This window comes from Mesorhizobium sp. B1-1-6 (genome assembly GCF_006443035.1).
Lineage (GTDB): Bacteria > Pseudomonadota > Alphaproteobacteria > Rhizobiales > Rhizobiaceae > Mesorhizobium.
On the sequence record NZ_VFWR01000016.1, the window covers coordinates 44,105 to 61,019 of the forward strand.

Below are 16,915 nucleotides of genomic sequence, written 5' to 3' on the forward strand. Positions count from 1 at the left end.
ACCGTCCCCGGCGCCGTTCAAACTGGATGCCGATGCCGGACGAGAGAAGCAACGTCGAAAACAGACCTTCCCCCGACGCGCTGCTCGAGCATGCCGAGCGCGAGGGCCGCGGGCGTCTGCGCATCTTTCTGGGCGCGGCACCGGGCGTCGGCAAAACCTATGAAATGCTGATGTCGGGACGCGCCAGGCTGGCCGACGGCATCGACGTGGTGATCGGCGTGGTCGAGACGCACGGCCGCAAGGAAACCCTGGCCCTCGTCGAGGGCTACGAGGTCATTCCGCGCCGCCCGGTCGAATACAAGGGACGCACCCTGGACGAGATGGACATAGACGCCATCCTGGCACGCCGCCCGGCACTGGTCCTGGTCGACGAACTCGCCCACACAAACGCGCCCGGCAGCCGTCACCCCAAGCGCTATCTCGACGTGCAGGAAATCCTGGCGCGCGGTATCGACGTCTACACGACGCTCAACATTCAGCATGTCGAAAGCCTGAACGACGTCGTCGCCCAGATCACGCGGGTCAGGGTGCGCGAGACGGTTCCCGATTCCATCATCGACCAGGCCGACGATGTCGAAATCATCGATCTGACGCCCGACGACCTGATCAAACGGCTGGAGGAAGGCAAGGTCTATTTCCCCAACACCGCCCAGCGCGCCATCGAGAACTATTTCTCGCCGGGCAATCTGACGGCGCTGCGCGAACTGGCGCTGCGCCGCACCGCCCAGCGTGTCGACGAACAACTGCTCAACCACATGCAGTCCCATGCCATCCAGGGCCCATGGGCGGCGGGGGAAAGGGTGCTCGTTTGCCTCGACGCGCGTCCGGGCGGGGCGGCGCGCGTGCGCTATGCGCGCAGGCTGGCCGACCGGCTCCGCGCGCCATGGACGGCGCTTCATGTCGACACGCCTCGTTCGGCCGCCATGTCGGAAGAAGAGAAGGACAGGCTGGCGAACCATCTGCGCCTCGCCGAGCAACTCGGCGCCGAGGTGACGACCATTCCGGGCCAGAACGTCGCGCAGGACATCGTGCGCCATGCGACGGCGAACAATTTCACCCATATCGTGGTCGGCAGGCCGACCCGGTCGCGCTGGCGGGAATTGATCGAGGGCTCGCTCACCTATGATCTGATCCGCAATGCCGGCGACATCAGCGTCCATGTCATCTCGGGAACCGAGCGCGATACCGACGCAGCATCGAGAAAGGTCAGGACGGCGGCCGAGCAGCGGCCGTTCCAGATATGGCCGTATCTGTTCGCCACGGCCTATGTCGCGGGCTCGCTGGCCGTCGGCACGGTTCTCGATCAGTTCCTCGACGTGCGCAATCTGGCGATCGTGCTGCTGCTGGCGGTGCTGACATCGGCGGTGACGTTCGGACTGTGGCCGGCCTTGTACGCCTGTTTCCTGAGCGCCCTTGCCTTCAACTACTTCTTCCTCGAGCCGCGCTACACGCTGACGATCAGGGATCCCGAGAGCATCGTTGCGTTTGCCGTCTTCCTCGTCGTTGCCGTCATCGCCAGCAACCTGACGGCGCGCGTGCAGCGCCAGGCCGTCGCCGCCCGCTCACGCGCGCGGGCCACGGAGGACATCTACCTGTTTTCCAAGAAACTGGCTGGCGCCGGTACGCTCGACGACGTCCTGTGGGTCACGGCCTTCCAGATCGCCTCCATGCTGAAACTGCGGGTGGTGCTGCTTTTGCCCGAAAACGGCGCCATCACCGTCAAGGCGGGCTATCCGCCCGACGATACGCTGGCCGAGGCCGATATCGCCGCGGCCCGCTGGGCCTGGGAGCACGACCGCGCCGCCGGCCGCGGCGCCGATACGCTGCCCGGTGCGAAGCGGCTCTATCTGCCGCTACGCACAGGACGCACGGCGGTCGGCGTGGTCGGCCTCGACAACGACAAGCAGGGTCCGCTGCTGACGCCCGAGCAGCAGCGGCTGCTCGACGCGCTGGCCGACCAGGCGGCGGTCGCCATCGAGCGCATCCAGCTCGTCGCCGATGTCGACCGTGCCAAGCTCGCGGCCGAAGCCGACAGGCTGCGCTCGGCGTTGCTGACCTCCATCTCCCATGATCTGAAGACGCCGCTCGCCGCCATCATGGGCGCGGCCGGCACTCTCAGGGAGTTCGCGCCTGATCTGCCCGAGCAGGACCGGACGGAGCTGTTGTCGACGGTGGTCGACGAAGCGGAGCGGCTGAACCGCTTCATCGCCAATCTGCTCGACATGACCAAGATCGAATCCGGTGCGATGGAGCCCAATTATGCGCTGCATTATGTCGGCGACGCCGTCGGCACCGCGCTCGATCGCGCCCGCAAGATCACCAGCGAGCACAAGATCGAGGTCGATATTCCGCCCGACCTGCCGATGCTGAAGCTCGACCCTGTGCTGTTCGAGCAGGTCCTGTTCAATCTGCTCGACAATGCGTCGAAATATTCGCCGCCCGGCTCGACGATCCGCCTGCAGGGCTGGACCGACATCGGCTCCGTCGTGCTTCAGATCATGGATGAGGGATTGGGCATCCCTCCGCAGGATCTTGAGCGCGTGTTCGATACTTTCTACCGGGTGCGCAAGGGCGACCAGGTGCGCGCCGGCACCGGGCTCGGCCTGTCGATCTGCCGCGGCTTCATCGAGGCGATGGGCGGCACGATCTCGGCCGCCAACCGGACCGACCGTTCGGGTGCTGCCTTCACCATCAGGATGCCGGTGCCGGCGGAGTTGCCCAACATCGGCAATCGCATCGGCTCCAGCGCGGATCAGCCTCGATGACCAATTCGAACGTCAGGATATTGGTCGTCGATGACGAGCCGCCGATCCGCAAGTTGCTCCGGGTCGGCCTCGCCAGCCAGGGCTACGCGGTCAGCGAGGCGCCGAACGCCAAGGCGGCTATCGAGCTGATGGTGCAGGAAAAACCGGATCTCGTGCTGCTCGACCTTGGCCTGCCCGGCATGAGCGGCCATGAACTGCTGCGCAAATGGCGCGACGACGGCCTCGATATCCCGGTGGTCATTCTCTCCAGCCGCGCCGACGAGGCCGGCATCGTCGACGCGCTCGAACTCGGCGCCGACGACTACATCACCAAGCCGTTCGGAATGAACGAGCTGGTGGCGCGCATCCGTGTGGCACTGCGGCACAAGTTCCAGCAGCAGGGCGAGAGGCCTGTATTCCAAACCGGAGATCTTTCCGTCGATCTGGTCAAGCGCATCGTCAAGGTCGGGGGCAAGGAGGTAAAGCTGTCGCCCAAGGAATACGACATTCTGCGCATTCTCGTGCAGTATGCGGGCAAGGTTCTCACGCACCAGTTCCTGCTGAAGCAGGTGTGGAACGATTCGACCGACGTGCAGTATCTGCGGGTCTATGTCCGGCAGTTGCGGCAGAAGATCGAGAAGACGCCGGACCAGCCGCGCTACATCACCACCGAGACCGGCGTCGGCTACCGCCTGCGCGAGGTCGAATGAGCGTTGCCTGGCCTGATTAGCCGACAGCTTCCGGCAGCCGGTTCGCGGTCGTCGATGTGCGCAGGGCGGCGACGCAGCCAATGATGCCGAGCGGCACGAAGGCGAGGAACAGCCAGGTTGCCACATCAGCCGCCGCGTCCCGGTTCAGGCCTTGCGAGAAGCCGCTGGCATTGGCGACGATGCCGGCAAGGGCGGCACCCACCGCATAGCCGATGCGCTGCATGGTCGGCACCGCGGCCGAGGCGATGGTCTGCTCATCTTCCGGCGCGGAGGCCACGATGACGCGCGTCAGGAACGGCCAGGCAACGCCGAAGCCGCCACCCTGCAAAAGGGCGCATACCAGGATCAGCGGGATCGAGCCTGCCGGGATGGTGTAGGCGAAACCAGCCAGGCCGGTGGCGATCATCAGGGCGCCGATGACGATGATCAATCTCTCACGCTCCTGTGGCGCGTTGGCGACAAGGATCGACAGGATCGACCAGGCGATCGATTCGGCGGCGATGATGTAGCCGGTGGTCAGGAGCGGAACGTGGTGCAGCGTGGTCAGAAGCAGCGGGCCGTAAATGGCAAAGGAACAGGTCGCCACCGAGAAGGCGGCGACCATGGTCATGCCGCTGCCGACCGGCGTGCGCCACGAGAACAGCTGCGAGGGGAAAAGCCGAGATTTCGGCTTCAGCGCATCGATACGGAAGAACAGCACAAGGCCGATCAGGCCGAGCACCATCAGCAGCGACGAGCGCAGAAGGGCGATATCGACCCCCGCCGAGGCGATCAGCACGACGGCGACGGCAAGGCAGCCAAGCGCTATGAGCGGGAAGGGTGGTGCCTTGCCCGCGCCGGCACTCGGCCTCGTCGCTTCCGGCGTGTCGAGCACGACGAAGCTCGCCAGCGCCATCGCCGCACCGCCGAACACGAAGATGCCGAACGCCCAGCGCCATGACAGAAGCTCTGTCATGATCGCGCCAAGCATCGGCCCGCTGAAGGCGGCGACGCCCCAGATCGCCGACATGATACCGAAAAGCTGCGGCCAGATGGCCCGCGGAAACAGGCGCTCCACCGAGACGAAAGCCAGCGACACCAGCGCGCCGCCGCCCAGGCCCTCGATCAGGCGCCCGGCCAGGAACAATTGCATCGAGGGCGCGGTGGCGCAGATCAGCGCGCCGGCCGCGTAAAGCAGCGCCGCGACCACCATGTTGGTGCGCAGCGCCACATAGCTGACCAGCCGTCCGGCCGCGGCACCGGCGACGATGGCGCCCAGTTCATAGATCGCCAGCGACCAGCCGACGAGCTGCACGCCCGCCAGTTCGCCGATCATGGCGGGCATGACGGTCGCCACCATCGTCTCGTTGGTGGCGTGCAGCAGGATGCCGAGGCTGATGAAGCAGAAGCGCGCGAGGTCGCCGCTCGCCCACAATGCGCGCCAGTCGACCCTGTTTGTGCTGATGTCGGTCACTTCGGTCCCTCGAATTTCATATCCCGATGCAAACGCATGGCGCCAGGAGCCGGCTCGGGGGTCCGGCAGGACCATGGTCGGATGGGTTTGTAGAACCTCAACCAAGCTTGAGCTCAAGCGATTTTTTGGACATGTTCGTGGATGCCCGCATCCCTGGCCGGCCGGCATCGCCGGCCAATCAGTTCTCCGTGCTGCGCAGCTGGAACTGGCTGACACCGATGGCGAAATTGATGCCGGTCTGGGTCTGCAGGCTGAGCGGCTGCAAGGTGAAGGACTGCGAGGAGCCGCCAACCAGCAGATTGGCCCCGGCGCCGACGGTTGCCGTCACCTCGGCGCTGGCGCCGACATAGTCGCCGGCCAATGCGCCCGGCGCGTAGATGTTCTTCAGCGGCGTCAGCACCAGCCATCGCATCACCGCCTGCTTGGTCGTGCCGATGTCGAGGCCGTATTTGTTGACCGCGCCGAAATAGGCTTCCGGCGCGAAAGTCTTGTCGGCAGGGGTGAAGGTGCAGCTCAGATCCTTGCTCGAGCCGAAGATGAAGCCGGTGCCGCCCGATATGGCGCATTCAAGTGTGCCGAGCTCGATGCCCTGGTCCTGTGCCTGGGCCAAGGCGGGGCTGGCAATGGCAACGATGGCAGCAAGGATCATTTTGCGTGTCATGGGCCCCTCGTGCATTCGCTGCAGCCATCTTTGAGGAGCAGATGACACTGCTTCGCGAGCGAAGGATGCCAGGTCAGTGCACGGGGTCCGGTCGGTGATCGTCGGGCTTTGGCCGGCAACCGTCTATGGCGGGATGTATCGTCCACTGGTTCTGAGGCTCCTGCTGGGATGCGACGGTCAATGGCGATCCTGCCGTCTCAACGGCTTCACACCAGCGCGCGGGGCTGCCGTCGGGAACCGGGGATTCGTTCCAGCTGCCGTTCCAGGTGCCGATCTTCTGACAGTGCTTGATGGGATGGATTTCGTTCCAGCCGTCATGTGCCGAATCGTAGACCCACGTTCCCTTGACGAACAGGATGTCCGCGCCGCGGCGCGTCGGATCGTTGACGTGAAGATCGCCGAGATTCTCGTCGAGATCCGTCGGATTGGCTGTGTCGAGCAGGCCGACTATGCCGCCTATGATGACGATGACCGCCGCGATGAGCGACAGGACCGCGCAGGCGATCCAGCCGAAGAAGGGAATGGCGCAAGCAACCGCGGCGGCCGTGGCGACTGGAATTGCGGCAAGGCAGGCTATCATGAGGTCGTAGACGCCGGCGCCTTCGAACTCGCAATGCAGCACCGCGGTCGGGTCGTCATTGGCCCATTGGCGCGCTTCCTGACCTTTCCAGTCGAGGCCCGCGCCCTGGATCGCAGGCGTGTTGGCGATCAGGCGTCCAAACGGCGCTATCTTTTCGGCCGTTGCCTGGTTGGTGAATTCGACGACATTGGCCGGCACCAGATTGAGACTGTAGTCGGTGTCGAACCGGTCCAGTCCCGACTTCTCCTCCGGCGGATCGACCTTGAGCAGCCAGCCCACCGCGCATTCGTCGCCACCGAGACAGATCAGCCGGTCGTACAGCCACCAGCGGCAATAGGCCAATATGGCCGCAAGCGCCACCAGCATGGCGGCCGGTCCGGGAAGGGCGCCCACAAGGATGAGCGGCAAAGCGACCACGGCCGCCGCAATGATCATCTGCCCGTATTGTTTGCCGTGGTGATTTCCGACCGATACGCATTTGGTGTAGTGCCGATAAGCCATGGCGACCCCCTATCGCTCGACATAGAGCGTCACGCCGCCGGCGAGGCCGCGGGCCGAGAAAGCATGAACGTTGATTGCCTTACGGCCGGTGAAACCGGCTGGCGGTTCAATATTGACAGTGACGGGGATTTCCTCACCCGGGGCAAGGTCCGCTTGTGCGGGCTCGAACGTGACAAGCCAGCCGGCGGGCAAAGGATGCGATTGACGGGTGTGGCCGACAGGCACTGCCGCGATGGTGCCGGGGAAGGTGCGCAAGGGCCGGCGACGCGGCCTCGGGCGAGGGCGCGGCTCACAGACCGGCAATTCAGGAAGGGAATAGGCATCGGCCTCGAGACGAAATCCCATCCTCTCCCGCTCGCCATTGCGCAGGCGAAATTCAAATCTTGCGGGCGAATGGGCGACACCGACGGTGGTGTTGTCCTGGCCTAGGTTGTTGTTCGGGTTCGCATCGTCGAGCCAGTCGAGCAGGACCTGGATGCAATAGTGACCAGGCGCTGCCGGAGTTCGCCATTTGACCGACGCGAAAGCCGGATGGTTGGCCCCGCCCTTGACGCCGAGATCGGTCCTGGTCTCATCGATCCAATGCGACACCGTGCCGATGCCGAAACTCAGATAGGAGAATTTCACCGGCAGATCGACGACCGGGGCCTCGGTCGAGTTGTTCCAGATACGGGCGACGATTTCATATTCGGTGTCGGGCGCCAGCATATGTGGTGCGACAGGATTGCCGCCGCTTCGGATCTCGATGTCGGGGTTGTCCCATGTGACGGCGAGGCCCTGGCCCATCAAATAATACTGCGCGTAGATCAGGGGATCCGGGCGTTTATAGGCGGGGTCGCTGATCTTGACGCAACGTTGCGGCCCGCTTCGGTCCAACCGATCGGGGAGCTTCATTCTTTCGCAGAGCAATCTGGCGAGGGCGCAGATCCGGGCAGCGATCTGGCGCAGGTTCGATGGCCACTCGGTGAACGCGTCGGCGAGCGCGTTCAGGAAATCCAGTACTTTGGGGAGCGGGTTCATGGCCAGTCCGCGGCCATTTCGTCAACGTCGCTGTCGACGCATGAAAAACCAGACAGCGGCAATCAAGAATGGTGCGAGTATCAGAAGAAGTTCGAAGGATCCCGACCCGCCATCGGGCGAAAATCCGAATAACTGCTCGATGAAATCCATCACGGCCTCCGGCAGCTGCAACAAAATTGCATTCGACGATGTCTTTACATCTGCCGGAGCTCGCGCGCATTTTCGCGCAGAGCCAGCAACATTTCCGGTTGGTAGCACAGAACGAGCAAGTCTTCCATCGGCAATAATTTCGATCTGCTAGCTTGGCCTGGTCACAGCAGTTCGCAAATGCAAAGCGCGCGGCGGAACCAAGTCCACCGCGCGCTATTTTGATCATCGCGCGGTTGCCGTCCGTGCCGAGAAGATCAACGTGCCGTTACTTGAGAGAGTGGATCAGCTCAAGCGAGGTCACGGCAACGGCCAGGTTGACGCCGGTCTGCGCCTGGACGCTGAGCGGCTCCAGCATGAAGGCGCTGTCGAAGCCGCCGACCAGCAGATTGGCGCCGCCGCCGGTCACGACGCTCGCCTCGGCATTGACGCCGTAATAGCTGCCGGCAAGATCACCCGCGTCGCGGTCACGGGTCGCGGCAAACACGGCCCAGGCGAGTTGGCCCTGGTGCGTCCGGCCAACATCGACGCCGAGCTTGGAGATGACGCCGGTGTAAATCTCGGCCGGACCGTGATGATAGGGGCGGAAGACACAGGACACGCCCTTGTTGGATGTCACGATGTAGCCGGTGCCGCCGTCGATGGTGCAGTCGAGCGTGCCGAGCTGCAATCTGCCGGCGCTTGCCGGTGCAACAGCGAACATGGTCGTGGCGAGCGCAGCGGCGCAGACGAGTTTCTTGGTCATGGGAGGTCCTTTCGCAAAACGCTTCAAAGTAACGGCTGGGTGGCCAGACCGTTCCGCTGAAACCTTGGCGCGAACAAGGCAGGCGATCACGGCTTGCAGCGGGGTCAGCGCGCGGTTGCCGGATTGATGGCGATCTGCGGCGATACGTGTCCTTTCGGACACGCATCCGACGCGTGTGGGCTTGGCCGGCCTTGCCTGATCTCAGCTGACGCGGGCGAGGCCATCCTTGGCCGGCTGGTAGGTGGGATCGAGCCGAACGGCTTCGCGGTAGGACTTGGCCGCCTTGGCCTTGTCGCCGCGCCGCTCGTAGATCAGCGCCTGGTTGGACCAGGCCTCGGCGTTCTTGCCGTCGAGCTTGATGGCCATGTTGAAATCGGAGAAGGCATTGTCCTCGTCATTGGTGGCGAGGTAGGAAAGGCCGCGGCCATTATACGGCTCGGCGGCGTCCGGGGCCAGCGAGATGGCGGTCGAGAAATCCTCGATAGCGAATTTGTGCTGGCCCTGGCTCTGATAGATCAGGCCCCGATTGTGATAGGCGCGGGCATCGGTCGTGTCGAGCTGGATCGCCTTCTGGAAATCGTTGAAGGCTTCCTGGGTGCGGCCGGCCTTCCGGTAGAGATTGCCGCGGCCGATATAGGCGGCATCGTAGTTGCCGTTGATCTGGATCGAGCGGTTGTAGTCCGCCAGCGCTGCTTCCTGATTGCCGAGGAAGCGCTGGATGAGCGCACGGTTCGAATAGGCCTGGTAGAAATTCGGGTTAAGCTGGATGGCCTGGTTGAAATCCTTGAGCGCCGCCTGGTACTGGCCGCCCCGGCCATAGGCCGAGCCGCGCACATTGTAGCCTTCAGGATCCTGCGGATTGCGCTGAATCACCGCCGACAGCGAGGAGATGTTCTCGCTCGACCCTTGCGCCTTGTCGATGTTGTTGAACTCGCCGGTCGGGCCCGAGGTCTGGCAGCCGGCAAGCATCAATCCGGAAAGCAGGGCTGTCGCCAGGGCAAAGCCACGAAATATGGTTTTGCTCTCCACGCTGATTGCGTTCATGTCTGCCCTGTCCTCACTTGCCGCGTCATTCAGGTCCGGATCCCCCCTCCGGGCCGGGTCACATCAAAATAAAAAGGTGGCGGCGATTCCGCATCGCGCCACCCCTGGTATCCTTCGAAAAGGACGAAATATAGGCGTTAATCAGCGCGGCGGACGCGCTGCACCGGCGGCACCGCCGGCAGCCACCGGACGCGGCGTCATCGGCAGCAGACCTTCGCGCTGTGCACGCTTGCGGGCCAGCTTGCGGGCTCGGCGCACGGCTTCGGCCTTTTCACGGGCGCGCTTCTCGGAAGGCTTCTCGTAGTGACCGCGCATCTTCATTTCGCGGAAGATGCCTTCGCGCTGCATCTTCTTCTTGAGAGCGCGAAGCGCCTGATCAACATTGTTGTCGCGGACGAGTACCTGCACGGGCAATCCTGTCTTTCGGGTTTGATATCAACAGGCAAGCGGCCATAGCCACTAGCCTCCGCGGCGATTTACACCACGAATTGTGGCGGCTGATAGCAGAATCACGCCGCGCTGTCCACAGCCGAAATGAACGGAGGCGGCCAATTCGCCCAGCGGGCGCTCGCAAGATAGGCAGCCAACTACGCGGTAGCCAGATGCAACCGCTCAAAATCCTCGAAGAATTCGCCATAGTCGCAGGTTATCTCTTCGCCCGCCGCTATGTCGCGGGTCGCAGTTGCCCCGCCATATTGCGAAAAGTCCGTGTTCGGCGTCGCCGAATGGTTCATGAAGCGGCCATTGTCGACCTCATAGACCACGAAGCCGGGCCGGTCGGGACTGGGATAGGCGTAGCGGTCGAGCAGTTCCCTGAGATGCGAGGGTGCCGCCTGGTATTTTTCCAGCGGGATCAGCCGGTCGAAATCCGGGTCGAGCCGCCAGATCGAGGCGCCTTTCCTGATCGGCTCGGCGGCGAACACGCCGACGCCCTCGATTGCGCTTTGGGCGACATAGGTTTTGATCAGCAGCATGGTTCCGGCCCGTTTCCAAGGAGAGAACGGAATCGTCAATTCGAGCCCAAATGCAAGCCCGGATTGCGACATCGCGGCCCGCGTTGATCCGCATGCCGGCGCCGAAACCGCTCACGTCCGGTTGATCGACACGCCGCCGTCGGCGAACAGTGCGGTTCCGGTGGTGAAGCTCGACGCCTCGGAGGCAAGATAAAGCGCCGAGCGGGCGATCTCTTCCGGCCGGGCCATCCGCTTCAAGGCATGGATGCCTTCGACGAACGTGCGGGCCTCGGGCGTGGTTGTGGTCGCGCCGGGCGTGTCTGTGCCGCCTGGCAGCAGTGCGTTGACGCGCAACCCCTTCGGCCCGTACTCGGCGGCCAGCACTTGCGTCAGGCCGATCAGGCCGGCCTTGGCCGCGGCGTAGGCCGCCATGCCTGGCATGCCGGCGGTATAGCCGACGAAGCTGGAGGTGAAGACCAGCGATCCGCCGCCACGCTCCAGCATCGCCGGTATCTGATGCCTGGCGGCCAGATAGGCGCTGGTCAGATTGGTATCCATCGTGTCGTGCCACGACGCCGGCGGCAGGTCCGGCAGCGGCGCCATCATGCCGACAGCGCCGGCATTGTTGAATGCAATGTCGAGACCACCGAAGCTGCCGGTGGCAAGATCGACCACCGCCTTCGCATAGGCTTCGTCCCTGACGTCGCCGGCAAGAGCGAGCGCAGTGCCGCCGGTTTCCACGATCTCCTCGACAAGCCTATCGAGCTCGGCCTGACGGCGCGCGGCGGCGACGACTTTGGCTCCTTCCTCGGCAAAGAGCTTTGCAGTGGCGCGGCCGATGCCGGAACTGGCGCCAGTGACGATGGCGATCTTGTTGGCGAGTGCGAGCATGTTTCTGTCATCCTTCCGCTAAGCCGGCCTTGCCGGCGGTCGGATGCGTCGTCGCAAATGAGCATGGCCGCAGCCACCCGAAAGCTGCGAACCCGCCGATTTTCCCTGGCCTCGCACGCCGCGGCCGGTTGCGGCGCAAAACGGCAAGAGCCGTCGCAAACAGCGCAAGGGTGGCAGCGCTGTTTCGCTAGTGATACACCTCGCGCGCCGGGGGAAATTGCTAGCCCGGCCGCAAATCCGCGAGACTTTGGCGCGAGGCTGGAACGTGAAGAAATACTCTGTATTCGCCATCGCGCGTGAGGCCATGCGCGGCCACAAGGGCTGGGAGGAGCAATGGTCCTCGCCGGAGCCGAGGAAGGAATACGACGTCGTCATCGTGGGCGCCGGCGGCCATGGCCTGGCTACCGCCTATTATCTCGCCACCGTGCACGGCATCACCAATGTCGCGGTGCTGGAGAAGGGCTGGCTCGGTGGCGGCAATACCGGCCGCAACACCACCATCATCCGCTCCAACTACCTCTATGACGAGAGCGCCGGCATCTACGACCATGCGCTGAAATTGTGGGACGGGCTCAGCCAGGAGCTCAATTACAACGTCATGTATTCGGCGCGCGGCGTCATGATGCTGGCGCACAATGTGCACGACATCCAGGTGCTGAAGCGCCATGTCCACGCCAACCGGCTGAACGGCATCGACAATGAATGGCTCACACCCGAGCAGGCGAAGGAATTCTGCCCGCCGCTCAATATTTCCAGGGATGCGCGCTACCCGGTCGTCGGTGCCGCCTTGCAGCGGCGCGGCGGCACGGCGCGCCATGACGCGGTCGCCTGGGGGTATGCGCGCGGCGCCTCGGCGCGGGGCGTGCACATCATCCAGAATTGCGAGGTCACCGGCGTCAAGCGGGCGGCCAATGGCGCGGTGACCGGTGTCGAGACGACGCGCGGCTTCATCGGCGCCAAGAAGGTCGGCGTGGTCGCGGCCGGCCATTCCTCGGTCATCATGAACATGGCCGGCGTGCGCATGCCGCTGGAAAGCTATCCGCTGCAGGCGCTGGTGTCGGAGCCGGTCAAGCCTGTCGTTCCCTGCGTGGTGATGTCGAACACGGTGCATGCCTATATCTCGCAGTCCGACAAGGGCGAACTGGTGATCGGCGCCGGCACCGACCAGTACGTCTCCTACTCGCAGACCGGCGGCCTGCACATATTACAGCATACGCTGGACGCAATCTGCGAGATGTTCCCGATCTTCACGCGCATGAAGATGCTGCGCTCCTGGGGCGGCATCGTCGACGTCACGCCCGACCGCTCGCCGATCCTGGCCAAGACGCCGGTGCCCGGCCTCTACGTCAATTGCGGCTGGGGCACGGGCGGCTTCAAGGCGACACCCGGCTCCGGCCATGTCTTTGCCCACACCATCGCCAGGGACGATCCGCATCCGATCAACGCGCCCTTCACCATCGAGCGGTTCCGCACCGGCCGGTTGATCGACGAGGCGGCGGCGGCGGCGGTGGCGCATTGACGATGACTGAGCTGTAGGAACGAAAACATGCTTCTCATCCGCTGCCCCTATTGCGAGGAAGAGCGTCCGGAACTTGAGTTCCGCAACGCCGGCGAGGCGCATATCGCGCGCTCGGCCAACATGTCAGGCGAGAGCGACGAGGATTTCGAAAAATTCTTCTTCATCCGCTCGAATCCCAAAGGCATCATCTATGAGCGCTGGCGACACATGCATGGCTGTGCGCGCTTCTTCAACGCCGTGCGCGACACCGTCACCGACAAGTTCGTCATGACCTACAAGGCCGGCGAGCCGAAGCCTTCCAAGCTGCCCAAAAACTCCAGCGAAGTGGTTGCCAAATGAGCGGCGCGTTCCGCATACCGAGCGCCGGCCGCCTGAGCCAGGCCAAGACCGCCCGCTTCAGCTTCGACGGTCAGTCTTTCATCGGCATCGAAGGCGATACGCTGGCTTCGGCGCTGCTGGCCAACGGCGTGCACCTGGTCGGCCGCTCGTTCAAATATCACCGGCCGCGGGGCGTGCTGTCGGCCGGCGCGGAGGAGCCCAACGCGCTGGTGCAGATCGTGCGCGACGACGCGCGCAAAACGCCGAATGTTCGCGCGACCGTGCAGGAACTCTATGACGGACTCGCCGCCAACTCGCAGAACCGCTGGCCGTCGCTGTCCTTCGACGTCAGCGCGGTCAACGATCTGGCGTCGCCGCTGTTTTCGGCCGGCTTTTACTACAAGACCTTCATGTGGCCGAAGGCGGCCTGGAAGAGCCTCTACGAACCCAAGATCCGGGAAGCCGCCGGGCTTGGCGTGTCCCCCGACAGGCCGGACCCCGACCATTATTCGTCGCGTTACGCTCATTGCGACGTGCTGGTGCTGGGCGGCGGTGCGGCCGGCATCGCGGCTGCATTGGCAGCGGCTGAAATCGGCGTGCGGGTCATTCTGGCCGATGAGCAGGCCGAATTCGGCGGCAGCCTGCGCTTCGAGAGCGGCGCGAAAATCGACGGCCAGGGCGGCTTTGCCTGGGCGCAGGCGGCGATCGCCAGGCTGAAAGGCATGGACAATGTCCGCGTGCTGTCGCGCACGACCGCGTTCGGCTATTACGCACAGAACTTCGTCGGCCTGGTCGAACGGGTCAGCGACCATCTGCAAAATCCCGGCCACGACCTGCCGCGCGAGCGGCTGTGGCAGGTGCGCGCCAGGCGCGTGGTGCTGGCGTCCGGGGCCATCGAGCGCCACATGGTGTTCGCCAACAACGACCGGCCGGGCATCATGCTGGCCTCGGCCGCGCGCACCTATCTCAATCACCATGGCGTCGCGGTCGGAAAAAACGTCGGCGTCTACACCGCCAATGATTCCGCTTACGCGGCGGCGATCGACCTGAAGAAGGCCGGCGTCAACATCGCGGCTATCGTCGATCTGCGCGACAATCCGACCGGGCCGGTGATCGATGAAGCAAGGACGCTCGGCATCGAGATCAATTTCGGTCGCGCGGTGATCCGCGCCGGCGGCAAGCTGCGCGTCTCGTCGATGACGGTGCAGCCGAAGAATGGTGGCGGCGAGCGCACCATTGCGGTCGATGCGATCCTGATGTCGGCCGGCTGGACGCCGTCGGTGCACCTGTTCTCGCAGTCGCGCGGCAAGGTCGCCTTCAACGACGAAACCAAGCGCTTCGTGCCCGGCACCTATGCGCAGGACTGCGTCTCTGTCGGCGCCTGCAACGGCACGGACGGCCTGTCGGCGACCCTCGACGAGGCCTATGCGGCAGGGGCCAAGGCGGCAAAGGACGCCGGCGCAAAGACTGCCAAGGGTACAAAGCCAAAAGTCGACGCCTCGGAAAGCTGGTCGCGTGGCATGCTGGGCGCCGCCCCCGGCGCCGGTCCGGATACGACGGTGAAGGCCTTCGTCGATTTCCAGAACGACGTCACCGCCAAGGACATCCGCCAGGCGGTGCATGAGGGCATGCGCTCGATCGAGCACGTCAAGCGCTTCACCACCAACGGCATGGCGACCGACCAGGGCAAGACCTCGAACATGCACGGCCTGGCGATTGCCGCCGAGACGCTTGGCAAGCCAATCCCCGAGGTGGGCCTCACCACGTTCCGCGCCCCCTATACGCCGGTGACCTTCGGCGCCATCGTCAGCCATGCGCGCGGTCCGCTGTTCGATCCGACGCGCAAGACGGCGATCCATCCCTGGGCTGAAGCCCAAGGCGCCGTGTTCGAGGATGTCGGGCAGTGGAAGCGCGCCTGGTATTTCCCCAGGGGTGGCGAGGACATGCATGCGGCGGTCGACCGCGAGTGCGTCGCGGTTCGAAACACGGCTGGCCTGTTCGACGCCTCGACGCTCGGCAAGATCGAGGTGGTCGGTCCCGATGCGGCCAAGTTCATGGAACTGCTCTACACCAATCCGTGGGAAAAGCTGGAGCCCGGCCGCTGCCGCTACGGCATCATGCTGCGCGAGGATGGCTTCATCTATGATGACGGCGTCGTCGGCAGGCTGGCGCCCGACCGGTTCCATGTGACGACGACGACCGGCGGCGCGCCGCGCGTCATGAACCACATGGAGGACTATCTCCAGACCGAGTTCCCGCATCTCAATGTCTGGCTGACCTCGATCACCGAGCAATGGGCTGTCATCGCCGTGCAGGGGCCGAAGTCTCGCGACATCATCGCGCCGCTGGTCGAAGGCATCGACATGTCGGACGAGGCGCTGCCGCACATGTCGGTACGCGAGGGCAAGATCTGCGGCGTGCCGACAAGGCTGTTCCGCATGTCGTTCACCGGCGAGCGCGGCTTCGAGGTCAATGTGCCGGCCGATTACGGCCAGGCCGTCTGGGAAGCGCTGTGGGCCGAGGGCCAGAAGCATGGCGCCACCGCCTACGGCACCGAGGCGATGCACGTGCTGCGCGCCGAGAAGGGCTACATCATCGTCGGCCAGGACACCGACGGCACGGTGACGCCCAATGATGCCGGCCTCGACTGGGCCGTCGGCAAGAAGAAGGCCGATTTCGTCGGCATTCGCGGCCTGACGCGGCGGGACCTGGTCGCCAAGGGCCGCAAGCAACTGGTCGGCCTCAAGACCAAGGATCCCAAGGTGGTGCTGGAGGAAGGCGCGCAGATCGTGGAGGATCCCAGGCAGGCGATCCCGATGAAGATGATCGGCCATGTCACGTCGAGCTATTGGTCGCAGAATTGCGGCCGCTCGATCGCTCTGGCGCTGGTCGCCGGCGGTCGCGCACGCACGGGCGACACGCTCTACGTGCCGATGCCTGGCGGGACGATCGAAGTGGAGGTTTCCGGCATGGTGTTCTTCGACGAAACGGGAGGCCGCCTCAATGGCTAAGGCAGTCGCGAAAAAGACGGCTTCGGCCGCATCGCCGGCGGCCGAGCGCCGTCCGGCGCTGGCCGGGCGCGCTATCTCCGCCGCCGGCGTCAAGGTAGAGGTGCTGCCGCCGGCCGAACGGATCTCGCTGCGCGCTCCGGAGGCGTCGCTTGCCGCCTTGTCGAAGGCGCTCGGCGTGACCATGCCGAAAAAGCCGAAGACGTCCGTGTCGAAAGGCGGGCGCACCGCGCTGTGGCTTGGGCCGGATGAATGGATGATCATCGACGAGGCCGGCAAAGACCCGCTCGCCGATTGTGCAAAGATTTCCGCCTTGCATTCCGCTGTCGGCATCTCGCATCGCAACGTTGCGATATCGGTCGCCGGTCCGGCCGCGGCCGCGGCAATCAATTCGGGCTGCCCGCAGGATCTGTCGCTCGAAGCCTTCCCGGTGGGTGCCGCCTCGCGTACCATTCTCGGCAAGGCCGAGATCGTTCTGCTGCGCACGGCGCAAGACGCTTTCCGGGTCGAGTGCTGGCGTTCCTTCTCGGATTATGTCTTTACTTTCCTCTCCGAGGGAGCACGCGACGCGGCGGCCTGATCCCGGAACGTTTGCCGCCCGCGCCCATTTGCGGCAACAGG

At 64.4% G+C, this 16,915-nt stretch carries 15 protein-coding genes; 6 read left to right on the plus strand and 9 right to left on the minus strand.

Translation table 11 applies throughout. The features are described 5' to 3' along the window. Positions 1 to 32: 32 nt before the first annotated feature. Positions 33 to 2,765, plus strand: coding sequence for a sensor histidine kinase KdpD (locus tag FJ979_RS26835; RefSeq protein ID WP_140584303.1), 2,733 nt, complete (start codon positions 33 to 35; stop codon positions 2,763 to 2,765). Beyond that, a complete protein-coding gene (locus tag FJ979_RS26840) occupies positions 2,762 to 3,454 on the plus strand; it encodes a response regulator transcription factor (RefSeq protein ID WP_140560272.1) in 693 nt (230 codons plus the stop codon). Before FJ979_RS26835 ends, FJ979_RS26840 begins: the two co-directional genes overlap by 4 nt. Positions 3,455 to 3,470: 16 nt before the next feature. On the opposite strand, the gene FJ979_RS26845 is transcribed toward FJ979_RS26840, so the two are convergent. The 9 genes from FJ979_RS26845 to FJ979_RS26885 all read right to left on the minus strand — a co-directional run bounded on the left by FJ979_RS26845 (position 3,471) and on the right by FJ979_RS26885 (position 11,449). Beyond that, a complete protein-coding gene (locus tag FJ979_RS26845) occupies positions 3,471 to 4,907 on the minus strand; it encodes an MFS transporter (protein WP_140584304.1) in 1,437 nt (478 codons plus the stop codon). Between the two features lie 178 nt (positions 4,908 to 5,085). After that, positions 5,086 to 5,568 (minus strand): DUF992 domain-containing protein, encoded by a 483-nt coding sequence (locus FJ979_RS26850; protein WP_140513722.1) that lies wholly within the window; start codon positions 5,566 to 5,568, stop codon positions 5,086 to 5,088. A 73-nt stretch (positions 5,569 to 5,641) separates the two neighbouring features. Next, positions 5,642 to 6,649: a hypothetical protein gene (locus tag FJ979_RS26855; protein WP_140584305.1), complete on the minus strand. Its 1,008-nt coding sequence runs from the start codon at positions 6,647 to 6,649 to the stop codon at positions 5,642 to 5,644. Positions 6,650 to 6,658: 9 nt separating this feature from the next. Next, positions 6,659 to 7,669 carry a hypothetical protein gene (locus tag FJ979_RS26860; protein ID WP_140522454.1) on the minus strand — a complete coding sequence of 337 codons (1,011 nt, stop codon included), beginning with the start codon at positions 7,667 to 7,669 and terminating at the stop codon, positions 6,659 to 6,661. A 415-nt stretch (positions 7,670 to 8,084) separates the two neighbouring features. Next, positions 8,085 to 8,561, minus strand: coding sequence for a DUF992 domain-containing protein (locus FJ979_RS26865; protein WP_140584306.1), 477 nt, complete (start codon positions 8,559 to 8,561; stop codon positions 8,085 to 8,087). 201 nt (positions 8,562 to 8,762) lie between these two features. Continuing rightward, positions 8,763 to 9,605, minus strand: a complete 843-nt coding sequence (locus FJ979_RS26870) for a tetratricopeptide repeat protein (RefSeq protein WP_140584307.1) — start codon at positions 9,603 to 9,605, stop codon at positions 8,763 to 8,765. Between the two features lie 141 nt (positions 9,606 to 9,746). After that, positions 9,747 to 10,013 carry a 30S ribosomal protein S21 gene (rpsU, locus tag FJ979_RS26875; RefSeq protein WP_010911429.1) on the minus strand — a complete coding sequence of 89 codons (267 nt, stop codon included), beginning with the start codon at positions 10,011 to 10,013 and terminating at the stop codon, positions 9,747 to 9,749. A 179-nt stretch (positions 10,014 to 10,192) separates the two neighbouring features. Continuing rightward, the gene (locus FJ979_RS26880) at positions 10,193 to 10,579 is read right to left on the minus strand and encodes an SET domain-containing protein-lysine N-methyltransferase (RefSeq protein WP_140496333.1); all 387 of its coding nucleotides are present in this window, start codon (positions 10,577 to 10,579) and stop codon (positions 10,193 to 10,195) included. A gap of 111 nt (positions 10,580 to 10,690) precedes the next feature. Further along, positions 10,691 to 11,449: an SDR family oxidoreductase gene (locus tag FJ979_RS26885; RefSeq protein ID WP_140513718.1), complete on the minus strand. Its 759-nt coding sequence runs from the start codon at positions 11,447 to 11,449 to the stop codon at positions 10,691 to 10,693. 265 nt (positions 11,450 to 11,714) lie between these two features. Here FJ979_RS26885 and FJ979_RS26890 point away from each other — a divergent pair, with 265 nt between their 5' ends. Genes FJ979_RS26890 through FJ979_RS26905 form a run of 4 tightly spaced genes read left to right on the plus strand, consistent with a single transcriptional unit; the run spans position 11,715 to position 16,874 of the window. Further along, positions 11,715 to 12,968 (plus strand): sarcosine oxidase subunit beta, encoded by a 1,254-nt coding sequence (locus tag FJ979_RS26890; protein ID WP_140496331.1) that lies wholly within the window; start codon positions 11,715 to 11,717, stop codon positions 12,966 to 12,968. A gap of 27 nt (positions 12,969 to 12,995) precedes the next feature. Beyond that, entirely contained in the window at positions 12,996 to 13,307 is a 312-nt protein-coding gene (locus FJ979_RS26895; protein ID WP_140496330.1) for a sarcosine oxidase subunit delta, read from the plus strand. After that, positions 13,304 to 16,297, plus strand: coding sequence for a sarcosine oxidase subunit alpha (locus FJ979_RS26900; RefSeq protein WP_140584308.1), 2,994 nt, complete (start codon positions 13,304 to 13,306; stop codon positions 16,295 to 16,297). Before FJ979_RS26895 ends, FJ979_RS26900 begins: the two co-directional genes overlap by 4 nt. Further along, positions 16,290 to 16,874: a sarcosine oxidase subunit gamma gene (locus FJ979_RS26905; RefSeq protein WP_140522448.1), complete on the plus strand. Its 585-nt coding sequence runs from the start codon at positions 16,290 to 16,292 to the stop codon at positions 16,872 to 16,874. Before FJ979_RS26900 ends, FJ979_RS26905 begins: the two co-directional genes overlap by 8 nt. Positions 16,875 to 16,915 lie beyond the last annotated feature (41 nt).